At 31.7% G+C, this 17,529-nt stretch carries 13 protein-coding genes; all 13 read right to left on the bottom strand.

The window, feature by feature from the left end:
- Nucleotides 1-5: 5 nt before the first annotated feature.
- The gene (locus tag ACZ5RS_RS11835; RefSeq protein WP_464635691.1) at nucleotides 6-2,723 is read right to left on the bottom strand and encodes a molybdopterin-dependent oxidoreductase; all 2,718 of its coding nucleotides are present in this window, start codon (nucleotides 2,721-2,723) and stop codon (nucleotides 6-8) included.
- Nucleotides 2,724-2,791: 68 nt separating this feature from the next.
- Nucleotides 2,792-3,706, bottom strand: coding sequence for an ABC transporter permease (locus ACZ5RS_RS11840; protein ID WP_464635693.1), 915 nt, complete (start codon nucleotides 3,704-3,706; stop codon nucleotides 2,792-2,794).
- The gene (locus ACZ5RS_RS11845; RefSeq protein ID WP_464635695.1) at nucleotides 3,706-4,845 is read right to left on the bottom strand and encodes an ABC transporter permease; all 1,140 of its coding nucleotides are present in this window, start codon (nucleotides 4,843-4,845) and stop codon (nucleotides 3,706-3,708) included. The genes ACZ5RS_RS11840 and ACZ5RS_RS11845 overlap by 1 nt, the downstream gene beginning before the upstream one ends.
- Nucleotides 4,838-6,361 carry an ABC transporter ATP-binding protein gene (locus ACZ5RS_RS11850; protein WP_464635697.1) on the bottom strand — a complete coding sequence of 508 codons (1,524 nt, stop codon included), beginning with the start codon at nucleotides 6,359-6,361 and terminating at the stop codon, nucleotides 4,838-4,840. The genes ACZ5RS_RS11845 and ACZ5RS_RS11850 overlap by 8 nt, the downstream gene beginning before the upstream one ends.
- Before the next feature lie 200 nt (nucleotides 6,362-6,561).
- A complete protein-coding gene (locus ACZ5RS_RS11855) occupies nucleotides 6,562-7,584 on the bottom strand; it encodes a BMP family lipoprotein (RefSeq protein ID WP_464635699.1) in 1,023 nt (340 codons plus the stop codon).
- An 18-nt stretch (nucleotides 7,585-7,602) separates the two neighbouring features.
- Nucleotides 7,603-8,685 (bottom strand): 4Fe-4S binding protein, encoded by a 1,083-nt coding sequence (locus ACZ5RS_RS11860; protein WP_464635701.1) that lies wholly within the window; start codon nucleotides 8,683-8,685, stop codon nucleotides 7,603-7,605.
- A 22-nt stretch (nucleotides 8,686-8,707) separates the two neighbouring features.
- Nucleotides 8,708-10,435 carry a dihydroxy-acid dehydratase gene (ilvD, locus tag ACZ5RS_RS11865; RefSeq protein WP_464635703.1) on the bottom strand — a complete coding sequence of 576 codons (1,728 nt, stop codon included), beginning with the start codon at nucleotides 10,433-10,435 and terminating at the stop codon, nucleotides 8,708-8,710.
- 1 nt (nucleotide 10,436) lies between these two features.
- Nucleotides 10,437-11,336, bottom strand: a complete 900-nt coding sequence (locus ACZ5RS_RS11870) for a dihydrodipicolinate synthase family protein (protein WP_464635705.1) — start codon at nucleotides 11,334-11,336, stop codon at nucleotides 10,437-10,439.
- 8 nt (nucleotides 11,337-11,344) lie between these two features.
- On the bottom strand, nucleotides 11,345-12,517 hold the full coding sequence (locus tag ACZ5RS_RS11875; protein ID WP_464635707.1) for a M20 family metallopeptidase: 1,173 nt from the start codon (nucleotides 12,515-12,517) through the stop codon (nucleotides 11,345-11,347).
- Nucleotides 12,514-13,866, bottom strand: coding sequence for an amidohydrolase family protein (locus ACZ5RS_RS11880; protein ID WP_464635709.1), 1,353 nt, complete (start codon nucleotides 13,864-13,866; stop codon nucleotides 12,514-12,516). The genes ACZ5RS_RS11875 and ACZ5RS_RS11880 overlap by 4 nt, the downstream gene beginning before the upstream one ends.
- Nucleotides 13,867-13,872: 6 nt before the next feature.
- A complete protein-coding gene (locus ACZ5RS_RS11885) occupies nucleotides 13,873-14,268 on the bottom strand; it encodes a 4Fe-4S dicluster domain-containing protein (protein WP_464635711.1) in 396 nt (131 codons plus the stop codon).
- Entirely contained in the window at nucleotides 14,261-16,114 is a 1,854-nt protein-coding gene (locus ACZ5RS_RS11890; protein ID WP_464635713.1) for an aldehyde ferredoxin oxidoreductase family protein, read from the bottom strand. The genes ACZ5RS_RS11885 and ACZ5RS_RS11890 overlap by 8 nt, the downstream gene beginning before the upstream one ends.
- A 9-nt stretch (nucleotides 16,115-16,123) precedes the next feature.
- Nucleotides 16,124-17,527, bottom strand: coding sequence for an amidohydrolase family protein (locus tag ACZ5RS_RS11895; RefSeq protein WP_464635715.1), 1,404 nt, complete (start codon nucleotides 17,525-17,527; stop codon nucleotides 16,124-16,126).
- Nucleotides 17,528-17,529: the final 2 nt, after the last annotated feature.

Raw genomic sequence — 17,529 nt, forward strand, 5'->3', positions numbered from 1 at the left:
GTTTTTTAAGATTTTATTGATTTAACTGGTAAATTTGTAATACGAACACCAGTTGCATCATAAATTGCATTGATAATAGCCGGAGTTGTTGGAACCATAGTAATTTCTCCAATTCCTTTAGCTCCATAAGGGCCATCTGTTGTATAATCTTCAATAACTTTATATTCAATTTGTGGAGCATCTTTGATCAATGGAACTCCAATTTTTCTAAAGGAGTTAGTAACAATACCTTTTTCATTAATTAAGAATTCTTCACTTAAGGCATATCCAAGTCCCATAACAATTCCACCTTCAATTTGGCCTTTGACTCCTAATTGATTAATAACTTTTCCAGCATCATGTACAGCAAAAACTTTTAAAACTTCAACTTTACCACTTTCTTGATCCACAGCTATTACTGCAGCTTGAGTTCCAAAATCATAAGCAAAGTGGAGTCTATTTTCTTCTATTAGGTTTTCACTATTATTTGTATCAGCTTTTAAAGGAACTGTTCTTGGGGCACTATAGTTACCAATTCCAACAGTCTTACCAATTAGTTTATACAACGACGAATATGATATTTCTTTTTCATCAAATTTTAAACTATTATTTTCAAATTTATAGTCAAGAATGTTAGAATATTTATGAGTATCTGATAATTTAGAAATTATATTTTGCTTTAAATTATCTACAGCTAATATAATTGCATTTCCAGTTACATAGGTTTGTCTAGATGCTGTAGTAACACCAGAATCAATTGTTAATAAAGTATCATTAGCAATTAAATCAACTTCATTGATATTACAACCAAACTCTTTTGCCCCTATTTGTCTAGCAACTGTATCGGAGCCTTGTCCACTATCAACACTTGCAATCTTTAATAACAAATGCCCATCAATAAATTCAGCTATAACGCCTGCTTTATCATTCATTCCAGAACCAAGGCCAACATTTTTCATAGCGGATGCAATACCTATACCAATTTTCTTATTAGCTATTTCTGGAATTTTATAATTTGATAACATTTCTTTTATCATATCTAAAGAGGCCTCAAGACCAACACTATCTCTAAGAATTTGACCACCTATGGTTTTAGAGCCAATTTTAAGTGCATTGATTTTTCTTATTTCTATAGGATCAATATTTAATTTCTTACTTAGTTCATCCATAAGAATTTCACTAGCAACTGCTGGTTGATTTGAACCAAATCCTCTCATAGCTCCTGCTGGTACAGAATTTGTGTAAACTGCTGTACCTTTTACACTAACATTATCAATTTCATATGGGCCTGATGAGAATAATACTGATCTTAGTATTACGGCTTCACCTGCAGAAGGATAAGCACCAGTATCAGCTAAAATCTCAGCTTCAAAAGCCTGTAGTTTTCCATTCTTTTTAGCTCCATATTTATAATGAAGAATTTCCCCATGTCTTTTAATGGTTCTAAGAAGTACATCGTATCTGTTCATAACCATATGAACGGGTCTTTTAGTAATATAGGTTGCTAAAGCTGCATGAATTTGCACAGTTGGTTCTTCTCGTCCACCGAAAGCACCGCCTGTTGCATTTGTAATAACTCTAATTTTTTCAATGTCTAAATTCAGATTATCAGTTATAGCTTCTCTAAAATCGAAAGAACTTTGGGATTGTGTACTAACTGTTAATAAATCATTTTCATCATAATAAGAATATACTGAATCAGGTTCTAAATAAGCATGATCAATTGCAGGGAGAGTAATTGTATCTTCAACTATCACATCACTATCTTCAAAACCTTTATTCACATCACCTTTTGTGATACTGAGCTTTTGTAATACATTTCCATCATCATAAATTTTAATATCACTATTCTCAGATTTACTCATATCAAAGATTGGTTCTAATTCTTGATATTCAACTTTAACTAACTTACAAGCTTCTCTAGCACTCTTTTTATCTTCAGCTAATACTAAGGCTACAGCATCTCCTAAAAATCTAACTTTATCAAAAGCAAATACGGGTTGTCTTTTGGAAATAATTCCAAACACATTTTTACCAGGAATATCTTTATAAGTTAGAACCTTAACAACCTTATCGGCTTTTTCTGCAGCCTTTGTATCAATTGATAAAATATTTGCATGAGCATATTCGCTTAATACTAGTTCCCCATATAAAGAACCTTTTATGGGTAAATCATCACTAAAGATTGGCTTACCCATTACTTTTAGTATGCCATCTTTTCTTATTACCTCTTCACTTAATCCTGTTTTATCAAGATTAAAGGTTAATTCAATATTTTCTCTAAGTGCTTTTGCAGCTAAATTAATAGCATCAATAATAGTATTATAACCAGTACATCTGCAAATATTAGAACCCAATGCTTTATTTATATCCTCTCTTGTAGGATTTAAATTTTGATCTAATAAAGCTTTTGAACTCATAATTAATCCAGGAGTACAAAAACCACATTGAACAGCTCCACAATTTACAAATGCTATTTGTAATGGATGAAGTTTACCATTTTTTTCTAAACCTTCAATTGTTTCCACTTTTGTATTATTTAGACGACTCATTTTTTGAATACAGGATTTCTTAGCTTTACCATCAATAATTACTGTACAGGCCCCACATTGACCATTACCACAACCATTTTTGGATCCCATCAAATTTAAATCTTCTCTTAAATAATCTAATAGTGATTTCTCTAAAAGCGAGGAATAATGATATATCTCTCCATTTATCGAAATTGAATAATTACTCTCCATAAACTATCCTTTATTTAATTCTTTTCACTTACGATAAATTAATAAATAATTCACCTAATCTTTTGATACTAACTCTTTACGTAAGGCTTACCATTTGCACTTGGGTCAATAGTTTTCCCAACAAATAATACAAGGACTAATAATGTAACTATATATGGACTCATTAATAAGAAGTCACTTGGAACAGGTACACCAACTGCTTGTAAAGTCATTTGCAGTGCTTCGGCAAAACCAAATAATAATCCAGCTAATAAACAACCTACAGGTGTTCTTTTACCAAATATCATTGCAGCTAGTGCAATAAACCCTCTTCCTGCAACCATACCATCACTATACATAGATAATTGGGCAACAGATAAATAGGCTCCACCTAAACCAGCTAGCATACCACTTACAATTACACTTATGTATCTAACTTTAAAAACATTAACACCAACTGTATCTGCAGCTTTTGGATGATGTCCAACAGCTCTCATTCTTAATCCAAAAGGTGTATGAAATATTACATAGTGAGAAATTATAACTATTAAAATTGTTATATAGGTAACTGGGTTTAATTCACCAATAATTGGGATTTTAGAGATTATAGGAATATTTATTACATCAATTGCTGCACATTGTGGAGTTCTACCTGGAGAGCCCCAATAATATTGTAAAAACAATGCAGGAATACCTGCTGCAAAAATATTTAGGCCAACACCTACTACACTTTGGTTAGCTTGGAATCTAATAGACATCACAGCTAATAAAAGCCCCATAACTCCACCAAAAATTACTCCACATAATAATCCAAGCCAAGCACTTCCTGTTAAAAGAGAAACTGCAGCAGCCCCAAAGGCACCAGAAATCATCATACCTTCAATACCTAAGTTAATAACACCAGTAGTTTCAGAATATGTGCCACTAAGAGCTCCTAATATTAAAGGAGTTGCCATTCCTAATGTAGAAATTATTAATGCTGTAGAAAATATTTGTAAAATCATTATACGCCCCCTTCAACTATTTTTTCTTTTTCATCAGATTGCTTCTTTAACTGATTCTGTTCTTTTCTTGCTTTTCTTTTCATTCGAATAGCAGATATTGAGAAATGGGATGCAATTAAGAAGATAACTAAACCTTGAATTACTTTAACTAAGTCAGCATTTGTTCCTGCAATAATTTGCATTCTAAGTGCACCAGTTTTTAAAGCGCCAAATAAGATTGAAGTTAATATTATTCCAATTGGATGATTATTTGCTAATAGAGAAACTGGGATTCCTTCAAATCCATAACCTGGTGAGAATTGAGCATAAAATCTACCATATACTGAGCAAATTTCCATTGCCCCTCCTATACCAGCTATACATCCTGATATCATAAAAGCAATTATTGTTGCACAGCCTGTATTAATTGATGCAAATTCAGCAACACTTTTATTAAAACCAACAGCTCTCATTCTATAGCCAACAATAGTTTTCCATAAAAGAATAAATAAAATAGCAGCAATTAAAATTCCAATAAAAAACCCGTAATTCATCGGAGAATTGTGAAATATCGGATTCAATCTTGCATTGCCTGTAACAAATGGTGTTGCAGGTAATGTACTATCTAATCTAAATGGACCTTGTACTGATACTAAAAAGTTTGTTAATCGTATAGCTATTTTATTAAGCATAATTACAACTATAACTTCATGTAGTTCTAATTTTACTTTTAAAAATCCAGGAATAAATGCCCAAAGAGCGCCCATTATTCCTCCAGCAATTAATACTAAAAATATTTTAAAGAATGGAGGTAAATTTGGAAAAAACAGCCCAACAACAGCACCAGCAATTGCTCCCATGTAGAACTGACCTTCAGCACCAATATTAAATAAACCAACTCTATATGCAATAGCAAAAGAAAGACCGGTAAATAATAATGGAGTTGAAGCTAATAAAGTTTGTCCAAAATTTCTAAAACTACCAAAGGCACCTTTAAATAGAGAGGATAAAGCTAAAGTAATATTTCCCCCAAGAGCTGCGATAATTAATGCACCAATAAATAATGCTATAAATATTGAAATTATTGGGCTTAGTAATTTTTCTTTAAAGAAGTTAAATAAAACAATTAACCCTTTATTTATTTTATTGTTTTTAATCACTTTCTTTCATTCCTCCACCCATATATAGACCGACTTCTTCTCTTGTTGTTTCCTCAGTTTTAAAATTTGCTACAATTTCTCCATCGTACATAACTAAGATTCGATCACTTAAAGCAAAAATTTCATCTAATTCATATGAAACTAATAAAATAGCTTTATTTTTTTCTCTTTGATCTAAGAGAATTTTATAAACAGACTCAATTGCTCCAACATCTAGGCCTCTTGTAGGTTGTGCTGCAATTAATACTTTAGGATCTTTAGAAACACCCCTAGCTAATACAACTTTTTGCTGATTGCCACCACTAAGAGAACCTGCTAAAACTTTTTCTGATGGAGTTCTAATATCATATTCTTCAATTAAAGCTTTTGCATGTTTAGCTATATTTTCAGAATCCATTAAAACGCCTTTTTTAAATTTCTTATCTGCCTCCAATCCTAAAATTAGATTTTCAGCAACGGAATATTCAAGCACTAGACCCCAATGATGGCGGTCTTCAGATATATGAGAAACACCTAAATCGGAAATCATTTTGGGAGTAAATTTTAATGGTAAAGTATTACCACAAACACTAACTTTGCCTTCTTCAGGTTTTAATAGTCCAGCAAAAACTCTTAACATTTCACTTTGACCATTACCATCAATTCCAGCAATTCCAACAATCTCTCCAGCTTTAACTTCAAAGTTTACTCCATTAACAACATCAATTTCTCTTGAATCTTTTGCTCTTAAATTTTCAACCTTAAATAAAACTTCTTTAGGCTCTTGTTCTTTTTTATTTACATTTAATAAAACAGGACGACCAACCATCATCTCTGCAAGCATTTTTTTTGTTACATCACAAGTATTTTCAATACCAATTACTTGACCAGTTCTCATTACAACTACTCTGTCACTAATATCTAAAATTTCTTGCAATTTATGAGTAATGATAATTATAGAATGACCTTGAGCTTTTAATTCCCTAAGAACAGAATATAATTCCCTTACTTTTTGTGGTGTTAAAACCGCAGTTGGTTCATCTAATATTAAAACTTTTGCACCACGATATAATGTTTTTAATATTTCTAGTCGTTGTTGCTCTCCAACTGATATATCTGCAACTAAAGAATTTGGATGAACATCCAAACCATATTTTTTAGAACATTCTTTAACTAATTTGACAGTCTTTTTCTTGTCCAATTTACCTTTTATTGTAGGTTCATCTCCTAAAATAAGATTTTCAGCAACACTAAGATATTTCACTAGCATAAAATGCTGATGAACCATTCCAATCCCATATTTTAGTGCATCTCGAGGAGAATTTATTATCGCTTTTTCACCATTAATAATTATTTCTCCAGCGTCCTTACTAATTAATCCATAAAGGATATTCATTAGGGTTGTTTTTCCGGCTCCATTTTCACCTAATAAGGCTAAAATTTCACCTTTATGCACATCCATAGAAACATCGTCATTTGCTAAAACTCCAGGAAATTGTTTGGTAATATGACTTAATTTTACAATTGGCTCACTCATTATTATTCCCTCTATAAGTAATTCCCAGATTTCAAAACTAATAATTTACTACTTTCAATATCTAATAGCATACCTAAATTTAACTAAACTCTATCAACAACATTTTATTTACTGTTTTATATTTCTAGCTAAACTAGGTAATGCTATTTTTAATTTTTCCCTTTAAGATTTATTATCTTAAACCTAAGTTGAATACTAAATTATTGAACTAAACTTGGTGCAACGAATGCTGCATATTGTTCTCTTGTTGATGGAACAACAATTTCACCAGAAATAATTTTTGCTGTTGCATCGTCTACTACAGCTAAAATATCTGAACTAACACTACTTCTTACACTTTCAGGATATCCAACAGCTCCTTCAGCTAGACCTAACTCTCTCTTTCCAGCAGGGAAGGAACCCTTTGCGGCTTCACTAGCAATTGCCATTACAGCTTCATCAATTTTCTTAATTGATGCTGTTAATTGTTGTTTGCCAGCTAAATCTGATTTATCTTTATCGCAAGGAATTACCCATTTGCCATTATCAACAGCAGCTTCAATACAACCAACTTCAGTACCACCAGCAGCTAATTGAATTACATCAATTCCTTGCTTGTACATTAATGAAGCTTGTTCTTTACCTGCTCCTGGGTTACCAAAAGAACCAACATAACTAATAGTATTTGAAATAGATGGATCTACTGATGCAACACCAGCTTTCCAACCTGATTCAAATCTAATAGGGGCTGGTTGTTCCATACCACCAATAAAGCCAACTTTACCACTTTCAGTTGTCATTGCGGCAATTATACCTGAAAGATAAGCAGCTTCATTTTCCTTAAACAATACTGAGGCAACATTAGCAGCATCAACATAACCATCAATCATAATAAAATTAGTATCAGGATATTGTGCAGAAACTTGAGTTACAGCATCTAAAAGTAAGAATCCAACAGCAACAACAATATCATATCCTTGTTCACAAGCTGTTTGTAATCCTGGAACGTATTGAGATTGTTCTCCTGTTTCGATAACAGAAATGCTAGCGCCTAATTCTTGTTCAGCTCTTTGCATACCTTTCCAAGCTGCATCATTAAAGCCTTCATCTCCTAAGCCTGTTACATTTGTAACCATTACCATACTAAAACCATCATCTTCTGATGCAGTTTCTTTTGCTCCATTAGCAAACAATGGAACCATTAATGTTACCAAAACGGTTAAAGCAATTAACATCTTTTTCATAACTTTTTCTCCTCTCAATTATCTCAAAACAATTGCATTACTTGGACAAACAGAAGTACAAACTCCACAACCAACACAATCATCTTGATAAATATTTACTATCTCTTTTTCTTTTTTTATCGCTTGTTTGAAACAGGATTTCACACACAACCCACAGTTAATACATTTTTCTTGAAGCATACTTGCACTCTTATGATATTCTTCATATATTTCTTCTCTATTTGTTATAGATCTAAAATCAGATAAACTTTGATAGCCTTTTTTATCCATCCAGGATATTAAATCGCTGTAAATCTTATCAAATATTGGTAAACCATTTAGGATTGCTCCACCAGATATACCAACAGCTGTTGCACCTGCCATAATCAATTTTACGACTTCTTTATAAGATACAACTCCACCTACAGCTAAAACTGGAACATTAACATTTTTACAAATTTCTGAAATGTATGCTAAAGTCAAAGGAAAGATTGGTTCACTAGAGAGATATCCAAATCCATCTTTACAGCCTAAAGTGTTTTTTCCAGTTTCAATATCAATATCCATTGCTGGACCTACAGCATCCATTGCAGCAATACAATTGACTCCAACATTTTCTAATTCTTTACAAAGATATGCGATATCCTTTCTAAAAGGAGGCAATTTTACCATTATTGGAACTGAAACATTCTTTCTAGCATAGCTTACAGCTTCAATCAAATTTTCAGGTTCATAATCGGAAAAAGTAACAAGGGACGCTCCTTTATCTTGTAAAATTTGAGCATATTCTGCTGCTTTTTTTGGTTTTACATGATTAGTAGCTACATTTGCAATTAATGGTTTATCAATTTTTAATTTATCTAATTCTTTCATCCAATTATCAAAACCAATATCTGTCCAATCTGCATTAATTAAACCCTTATTAGCTTTTACCATATAAGGAGATGGTGAATATGATTGTTCATTTCTTATGCTTTTTGTTACAATAGCACCAACTTTATGTTTAGCAGCTCTCTCTATCAGTTCTTTACTTCCCGATAAAGGTCCTTCTGATAAAAATAAAGGACTATCAAATTTTACATTTGCAATTTCAATTGAAACATCAATTTTACTTTTTTCCATAAATAATTTCCCTATTTAATTTCTAATTCTTGGTTATTTCAAGATTTCCTAAATCTTTATTATGCTTTGAAGGAGGTAATAAAATTGCTCCTTCACTAGCTGATGTTACAACCTCTCTATATAACTCAAGATAACTATCACTTACAATTTTTGTTTTTATTTGTATATTTTCTTTTCTTTCTTCTAATTCTCTATCACTTAATTCAACACATAAACTTCGATTTTCTATATCAAAAGAGATAATATCTCCTTCTTTGATATATGCTATTGGACCACCTTCAGCCGCTTCTGGAGAAATATGCCCAATACAAGGACCTCTACTTGCTCCTGAGAACCTTCCATCAGTAATTAATACAACTTTGTCTCCAAAGCCTGCGCCTTTAAGTGTTGCAGTAGCTGTTAACATTTCTCTCATACCAGGACCACCTTTTGGACCTTCATATCTAATTACAATGACATCCCCAGGTTTAATATCTCCATTTAAAATTGCATTAGTGGCACCTTCTTCTTCATCGAAGATTTTTGCCTTACCTGTAAATTTGGTTAAACCCTCTGGTAATGTTGCAACTCTAACAACAGCTCCATTTGGTGCCAAATTTCCTTTTAGTACGATTAAACCACCATCTTTAGTTACAGGATTATTTAATGGATGAATAACTTCATTATTAACATATTCAACTTTTTCTATATTTTCTCTTACAGTTTTTGCAGTACAAGTTAGATTATCTAACTCTAGAATTGATTGCATTTCTTTTAGTAAGGCTTGAACGCCTCCTGCATTATATAAATCCTCAATTACATATTCTCCACCAGGACTTAATCTACATAATTTTGGAGTTTCACGACTTATTTGATCAAAGACATCTAATTCAAGGTGTAAATGAGCTTCTTTAGCAATGGAAGGAAGATGTAAAAATACATTTGTTGAACCGCCTATAGCCATTGCAACTTTAATAGCATTTCTAAAAGCAGAAGGAGTCATAATATCTCTTGCTTTTATATCTTTCTCAACTAATTCCATTATTTTAACACCAGATTGTTTAGCTAATCTAATTCTCTTAGAATAAACAGCAGGAATTGTACCACAGTCAGGAAGGGATAATCCCATTGCTTCCGTTATACAACCCATTGAATTTGCAGTCCAAACACCAACACAAGATCCAGCACAAGGGAATGCTGCCTCAGCTATATCATTTAACTCTTTTTCACTAACTTTACCCTTTTTTAATGAAACTAAAGTCTCTAATACATCTGTTGGTGTTACTTTTTTCCCTTTATAGGTACCTTGAATCATTGGACCACCTGTTACCATGATGGAAGGAAGATTTAATCTTGCTATAGCCATTAATTGACCTGGCACGATTTTATCACAAGCCCCAATACAAACAAGACCATCAAATTGATAAGTTTGACATTCCATTTCAATTGAAGAAGCAATTAAATCTCTACTAGGAAGAATATAATGCATACCGCCATGACCTTGGGCTAAAGCATCACATAAAGCTATTGTATTAAACTCCATTGGAGTTCCACCAGCTTCTCTAATACCTGCTTTTACAGCTTCAGAGATTTGTCTTAAATGCATATGACCTGGAACACTTTCACTCCAACTATTAGCTACTGCAATAATTGGTTTAGCTAATTCCTCATCAGTAAAACCACAGGCTTTTAAATTAACAGTCCAAGGGATTCTATGTGCTCCCGAGATAACTTTTCTACTTCTTAATTTTGAAATTTTCTCTTCAGTCATTTTATTTTAAATCTCCTAACTCTTTTATTGTTTCAAGTTTTCTCTTCATAATAGATTCTTCTTCATCACTCAAATCCATTATAGGATTTATACAATAAGATGATTTAATTGTAGGAATTCTATAATTCAATAATTTTTTTATTGTACTAAAATATGAAAACTCAAATAAAATATCTAAAACTCTATTAATAATATCTTGATAATATTTAGCTTCTTTTTGGTTGTTGTTTAGATTTGCTTTATATAGATTTGTAAATAATTCAGGATAAACATTTGATAATGTGCTAACAGCCCCATTTACTTTTAAATTCAAGGCTTTATTAACAATTCTATCTCCACCAACAAACACATATTTTTCTTTTGCTAATTTTCTATAAGAACTTAAGTTATCTAAAGATTTACTACTATCTTTTATACCAACAAAATTTGGTACATTTTCATAAAAATATTTAACAACATTTTCACTAATATGATTTACAGCTAAAGCAGGATTATTATATAAAAAGAAAGGAGTACCATTTGCTGCTTCAGCTATTTTTAAATAATGATTTATAATCGCTTTATCACTAACTTTGAAAAAGAAAGGTGATATTGCTGATATATAATCTACTTTATTAGCTACAGCGTGCTTAACTAAATCAATTGTATCTTTTGTATTAATAGATCCAACATGAGCTATAATATCTACTTGATTATTATTTTCATCAACAATTAGCTCTAGGGCTTTTTTTCTTTGGTCTAGATCCATAAGAATTCCTTCCCCTGAAGATCCAAGAGCAAACAAACCATCAACTTTATTTTTTTGAAACTTGATTAATTCTTTAATACTTATTTCATCAATAGTTCCATCTTGGTTAAATGGGGTTACTAAAGCTGTTACTATTCCTTTAATTTTATCCATTATTTTACCTACCTGCATAAAGTCAAGATAATTTTTTTATAGGCTATATAAGCTTTTTCAATTTCACTTAACTCGATTTGTTCTTCAGCTGTATGACACAAAGATGGAATCCCTGGTCCATATACAATTGTTGGAATTCTTAAATCATTTATTAAAAAATCCATATCTGTATAACCATCAGTTATATACATATTAGGTTTAGTACCATTTAGTTCTTCATGAATTTTCACAATTGATTTAACAATTTGTTCTCTCTCATCAATACTTGCAGATAATAAACCTCTTTCTTTTATCGGTTGCCAATCCCAATCTGGCCTATCTATTGAATAAGAAACTTTTAATGTGGGATTTTCTCTTTTACATTCTTCAAATATTTCTTTGATCCTATTAATCATTGCAAGTGGAGATTCTCCTGGGATTATTCTACAATCTAAAGAAATCTCACAAGTATCTGCGACATTGTTATATGCTGTACCAGCTTTTACAACTCCAACATTGATTGAATCATGTAAGATTCCACAATTAGGACCAAAATCTACTTTATCAAACTCAGCTTTAAATAGTTTATCTAATATAGGAAGAGCTTGTTGAATTGCATTTACGCCTAACCAAGGTCTACAGCCATGAGAAGTTTTACCATTTACTACTATCTTTATTGGTAAAGTTCCTTTACAGCCTAAAACTACACTTAAATTTGTTGGTTCTGTAACAATAGCAAAATCACTTTTAATCTTTGATTCAACCAATTTCATAGAACCTCTGTGTTCTGATTCTTCATCAATAACACAGGCGAGTACTACAGGTTTACTCAAAGAAACATTTTCTTTTTTTAATTGTAATAAAGCATATAGTGCACTGGCGATTCCTGATTTTTGATCTACAGTACCTCTCCCCTTTATAACATTATTTTCTCTCTTGATATGGAAGGGATCTTCCATATCAAGTTTAGCAACAGTGTCATAATGTCCATGAAATAATAAAGCGAAATCTGAATCACTTGAAACTGGAGGATAGGAAATGAGCACATTAAATCTAGAAGAAGTACAATATTGTTTCTCATAACCTAGTCCATTTTTTTTAGCAAATTCATATAAGAAATTTCCTAAATGTTCTTCATTTTTATTAACGCTTTCTATCTCAACAAGATCCTTAATCAGTTCAAATAATTCATTATCTATCATTCTGCTGTTACCCAATCATTTCTCTTCCAAAAGTCAGTTGCTTGAGCTCTACATTTTGCTCTAACTTCAACTTCATCTACTAGTTGGTGAACGCCATTTTTAACAACACACTCTCCATCAACATAAACATCTTTTACATGAGCACTATCTGCTACACTAACTAAATAGTTCCAAATATTTGCTTCAAATACTGTTACTGGAGAATTATTTTCTAGAAGAACAATATCTGCTTTTTTACCAACTTCTAAACTTCCAATCTCATCTTCCATTTGAAGAGCTTTTGCACCATTTATAGTTGCCATTTCAAAGACTTGTTTATCTGGTAATAATTCTAATTCTTCATATCTTAATCTATGAATCATTTGAGATGTTCTCATAATTTCAAACATGGATTCTGTCATTCCATCAGTACCTAATGCTACAGGAATACCTTCTCCAAGAAGAGGTACCATATTTGGCCAGAAACCAAACATTGCATTACTTACAGGTTGGTGAGAAATCTTACAATCATATTTAGCAAGAATTTGTGGATCTCTTAAGATATCTAAATATGCTGCGTGGAAGAATAATACATCTGGTCCTAAGAAACCTAAATCTTCTAACCATTTTACAGGTCTTTTACCATATTTTAGAGTTGAATCAGTTGTGTGATATCTTGAATCACTTAAGTGCATCATAATCCCACACTTATTTTCATTTGCGGATTCTCTAACTAATTGAACTTCTTCAGGAGTAACTGTGTAGGTAGTATGAATACCAATTCTACCTTGAATTCTTCCACCTTTTTCTCTCATAGCTTTAACAAAATCTAAATTTTCTTTTAGGCCTAATAAGAAATTTTCATGACTAATTCTACCAGTTGATTCAAAAGATAATACTCCTCGAATTCCACTTAACTCTGCAGCTTCACCAGCAGCAAATAAAGTACCTGGAAGAGCATTTGGACCTTCAACTGTATCAGTTGTAGTTGTAAATCCATGCTTAACATGTTCAATTGCATTAATTAAAGTTCCATATTTTACATCATCATTGTTTACTTTGTTTTCTAATTTTTGGAACCAGAATCTTTCCATCCAAGATGCAAAAGAAAAATCTTCTTGTGCAAAACCTGAATATGGAATTGATCTTACAACAGCTGAATACATATGATTATGTGCACAAACAAAACCGGGGATAGCAATCTTTTTATTTCCATCGATAATGGTTGTAGATCCTTCATATTTTGGTAGATCCTTCATATCTCCAATTTTAGAAATCTTATTATCTGTAATCTCTAAAAAACCATTTCTAATCAAATCATTTTTTGCTTCGGGAGTTACTACCATTACATTAGTAATTACTTTTTTCATATTTTCCTATTCTCCTATAGTTTTTATCGTTAGTGCACCTTCTGGACACTCACTAATACAAGCGCCACAGAGATCACAATTAATTGCTACATTATCTACATAATCAAAAAACATTCTGTTACATGCATTTATGCAAGCTTTACATGCTGTACATTTAGCCTCATCAACTCTAACAACATTATTTTTATCTCTATAAATTGCATTAGTTGGACAAGCTTCAATACATTTTGCATTTTTACAGTTAACACATACTAAAGTTCTAAATTTTAATGTATCGTCTCGAATTACTTGGATTCTGGAACGATTCATATTAAAGCCTTCATTGTGTTTATAAGAACAAACATATTCACAATGTCTACAGCCTGTGCATTTTGATTTATCAACCATTATGAAATTACTCATTAATATTCTCCTCACTCATATATTTTTTATATGATTGGTGTTGATCAAAAATTTTTAATTCTTTTAGTTTTTTCACTGTAGGAATACCATTTTTGTCCCAACCTCTTAGTTGGTAATATTCATCTAACATATTATCTTGAGTTTCTTTAGTTATTTTTTGACCCTTTTTAGGACCATATTTGAGACCTTCAGTTGAAAATTTAGGAGGAAGATAATCAGATTTTCTACTAATCCCATTTGCAATTGCAAAAAGTCTATTCATATTCCAAATTCTTTCTCCAATTGCTTCTAAAGAGGCTTTATCGTAATTTAAATTAGTTCCAATATTGATTAAATCAATTACACATTGACCATTAATTCCAATACCATATGGGAACTGACAAATGCCTAAACATTCTTCAGTAGCTTTAGCATTTTGTTGATTAGATACAAATTCTGCCTTACCATCAATTACATCTTGAGCTTTTAAAACTCCAGATAACTCTCTACCTAAAGGGAAACTTCTTAAATGGCAAGCGCCTCTATCACTTGTTTGATAAGCTAAAGCCATACCTGTTGATATTCTTGGTTCATAGCCTGCCATATCTAAACCTTTTACTTGAGGGGCATCTTCTGCTTTATGACCTAAGGCTATAGCAGTAGCAATAGAACCCTTTGCAAATTCATCACCAAGACCTTCTCTAAAAACAATATCTTTAATAACTTGAATTCCAATTTCGGCAGGATTCATATCCTCATTTAATCCAAGTTTTTCAAAATCTAAATTATTATTTCTATATTCTTCAAAAACTAAACCTAATACTGATCCACATGAAATTGTATCTAAACCATATTGATTACAAAGATAATTAAAGGCAGCAATTCCTTCTAAATCACTTACACCCAAATTAGCACCCATTAAAGCTAAAGTTTCAAATTCAGGGCCTTCAATACTACCTTTTACATAGGTACCTTCTCTGTAACCTTTTGAGCAGGAAACAGGACAGTTTGCACAAGATAATCTTTTTACTATTTTTTTCTCTAAAGTTTCGTGAGAAATTTTATTGTATTCAGTAAAATCTTCACCTGAGAAATTCTTAGTTGGAAGACCTCCGATATCATGAATAAAGGAAACATTACCAACTGTTCCTTTTTCTCTAGTACCTGCTACCCAACCATTAGACATAACCCAAGTATTAGTTTCTAAGCATTTTTTATAGAATTCATCTTTATTTTCTGGAATAACATCACAATTACCAAAGGTGGTTATAAATTTTAAATTTTTGGATCCAAATACTCCACCAATTCCACCTCTACCAATATTTCGACTAAAGTCGTTTCCTAAACAGGCAAATGCAACTTTATTCTCTCCAGCAAGACCTATTGATAATACATGTAATCTATTATTGCTATAAACTTCTCTTACTGTTTTCTCTGTATCATAAATTCCAAAACCTTTTACAAAAGCAGCATCGACAATTTCTATTTTTCCATTTTCAATTCTAATGCCAACTAAAGTATCAGCTTTTCCTTCAATTACTAATAAATCAATTCCACAAAGTTTCAATTCAGGGCCAAAATGGCCACCAGAACTACCATCGACATTTATATTTGTTAGTGGAGATTTTGTTACTACATGGTATCTAGAAGAAGCTGGAACGCCTGTTGCTGAAAATAAACCTGGAGCTATATATATTGAATTCTTTTCATCATATGCATTAAGAATTGGATCTACTTCTTTTAAGAAATAATAAGTACCAAGACCTTTTCCACCTAAATATTCTTCTAATATTTTATTTGGAATCATCTCTTCTTTAATTGTTCTATTTGTTAAATTAATTCTAACTAGTTTATTAAACCAAAGCATTTTTTTCTCCTATAACTTCCAATATGTACCATTGGTTGGCCACTTAGCATTTATTAATCTATGTGTTTCAGGACCTGCTGATTCTAACAATTGATTTTGAGCAATTCTTACTTCTTCTAGAGTTTTATCTACATCAAGGGATTCAACTTTAAAATTATCCATTAAGACTTTCCCATTGACGATTGTTGTTTTTACATCTTTTGCTGATGCAGAATATACAATTTTTGGAACTATGCGATTTGAAAACAATAAATGAGGGGAATCAAAATCTAATAAGATAATATCTGCTCTCTTTCCAATCTCAATTGAACCTATCTCATTTTCTTTATTTAAAACTTTTGCCCCATTTATAGTTGCCATCTCTAAGGCTTGTTCTGCACTAAATACATCAGAGCTTTGATGTTTTTGTTTTTGTAAATAACTTGTTAATCTCATCATTTCAAATAAATCATAAGTATAACTTGCGGCACCATCAGTAGCTAATCCAACAGGAATGTTTTGACTCAACATCTCCGCAACAGGAGCTATTCCATAACCTAATTGAGAATTAGCTGCTGGGCAGTGAATAGATTTTGTGCCTGTTTCTTTTAACATATTTATTTCATTTGGAGTTAACCAAACAGTATGAACAAACATAGAATTTTTGCCCATTAGATTATTTTTATAATAAAATTCAGCATCCCTCATACCATATTCTTTATATGTATAAGCTAAAACATCTTGCCAACCAGCAACATGAGTACTCATGTTTATTGATAGTTTATCAGCTATTTCTTTTGATTGTTTTAAAAGGGAGAATGAAGCATCGGGGGTAGAACCAATTCCGATTGCTACACTTATATTATCTTTATTATGATAATTCTCATAATAATCATAAAAATCTTTAATTAAGTCTTCTTTAGTGTGTAGCATTGTCATATCTGACTCATCACTAGAGGTTTCCCCAGCAAAGCCATTATCTAATAAACCGTATACCATTTCAGCACTTAATCCAGATTCTACTAAAGCTCTACTTGCTTCTCTAATATTGTTAAAATCAGTATGCATATACCAATGATCACAGATTGTTGTTGTGCCACTTTGAATCATCTCAAGTGCAGCTAATTTGGCACTAACATAAGAGTGCGTTGGAGAGATTTTTGATACTATTGGAACTAAATATCTCCAATTCCAAGGTTCAAAATGCATATCATAGCCAATACCTTCAATAAGAGATTGATATAAATGAGTATGCGTATTTATTAAGCCAGGAAGTACAACACAATTTTTTCCATCGATTGTTCTTCTAGCTTTTTTTTCACTTTTTCCAAGTGCAACAATTTTACCATCATCAATGTAAATATCACAGAACAGCATCTCTCTTTTGCTATTCATAGTTATTACATAACCATCTTTAATCAGTAAATCAACCATAT

The sequence above is a fragment of the Pleomorphochaeta caudata genome (genome assembly GCF_055395745.1).

Coding starts and splice junctions, on each gene's coding strand:
- ACZ5RS_RS11835 (WP_464635691.1), bottom strand. CDS start 2,723: ATGGAGAGTAATTATTCAATTTCGATAAATGGAGAGATATATCATTAT.
- ACZ5RS_RS11840 (WP_464635693.1), bottom strand. CDS start 3,706: ATGATTTTACAAATATTTTCTACAGCATTAATAATTTCTACATTAGGA.
- ACZ5RS_RS11850 (WP_464635697.1), bottom strand. CDS start 6,361: ATGAGTGAGCCAATTGTAAAATTAAGTCATATTACCAAACAATTTCCT.
- ACZ5RS_RS11855 (WP_464635699.1), bottom strand. CDS start 7,584: ATGAAAAAGATGTTAATTGCTTTAACCGTTTTGGTAACATTAATGGTT.
- ACZ5RS_RS11860 (WP_464635701.1), bottom strand. CDS start 8,685: ATGGAAAAAAGTAAAATTGATGTTTCAATTGAAATTGCAAATGTAAAA.
- ilvD (WP_464635703.1), bottom strand. CDS start 10,435: ATGACTGAAGAGAAAATTTCAAAATTAAGAAGTAGAAAAGTTATCTCG.
- ACZ5RS_RS11870 (WP_464635705.1), bottom strand. CDS start 11,336: ATGGATAAAATTAAAGGAATAGTAACAGCTTTAGTAACCCCATTTAAC.
- ACZ5RS_RS11875 (WP_464635707.1), bottom strand. CDS start 12,517: ATGATAGATAATGAATTATTTGAACTGATTAAGGATCTTGTTGAGATA.
- ACZ5RS_RS11880 (WP_464635709.1), bottom strand. CDS start 13,866: ATGAAAAAAGTAATTACTAATGTAATGGTAGTAACTCCCGAAGCAAAA.
- ACZ5RS_RS11885 (WP_464635711.1), bottom strand. CDS start 14,268: ATGAGTAATTTCATAATGGTTGATAAATCAAAATGCACAGGCTGTAGA.
- ACZ5RS_RS11890 (WP_464635713.1), bottom strand. CDS start 16,114: ATGCTTTGGTTTAATAAACTAGTTAGAATTAATTTAACAAATAGAACA.
- ACZ5RS_RS11895 (WP_464635715.1), bottom strand. CDS start 17,527: ATGGTTGATTTACTGATTAAAGATGGTTATGTAATAACTATGAATAGC.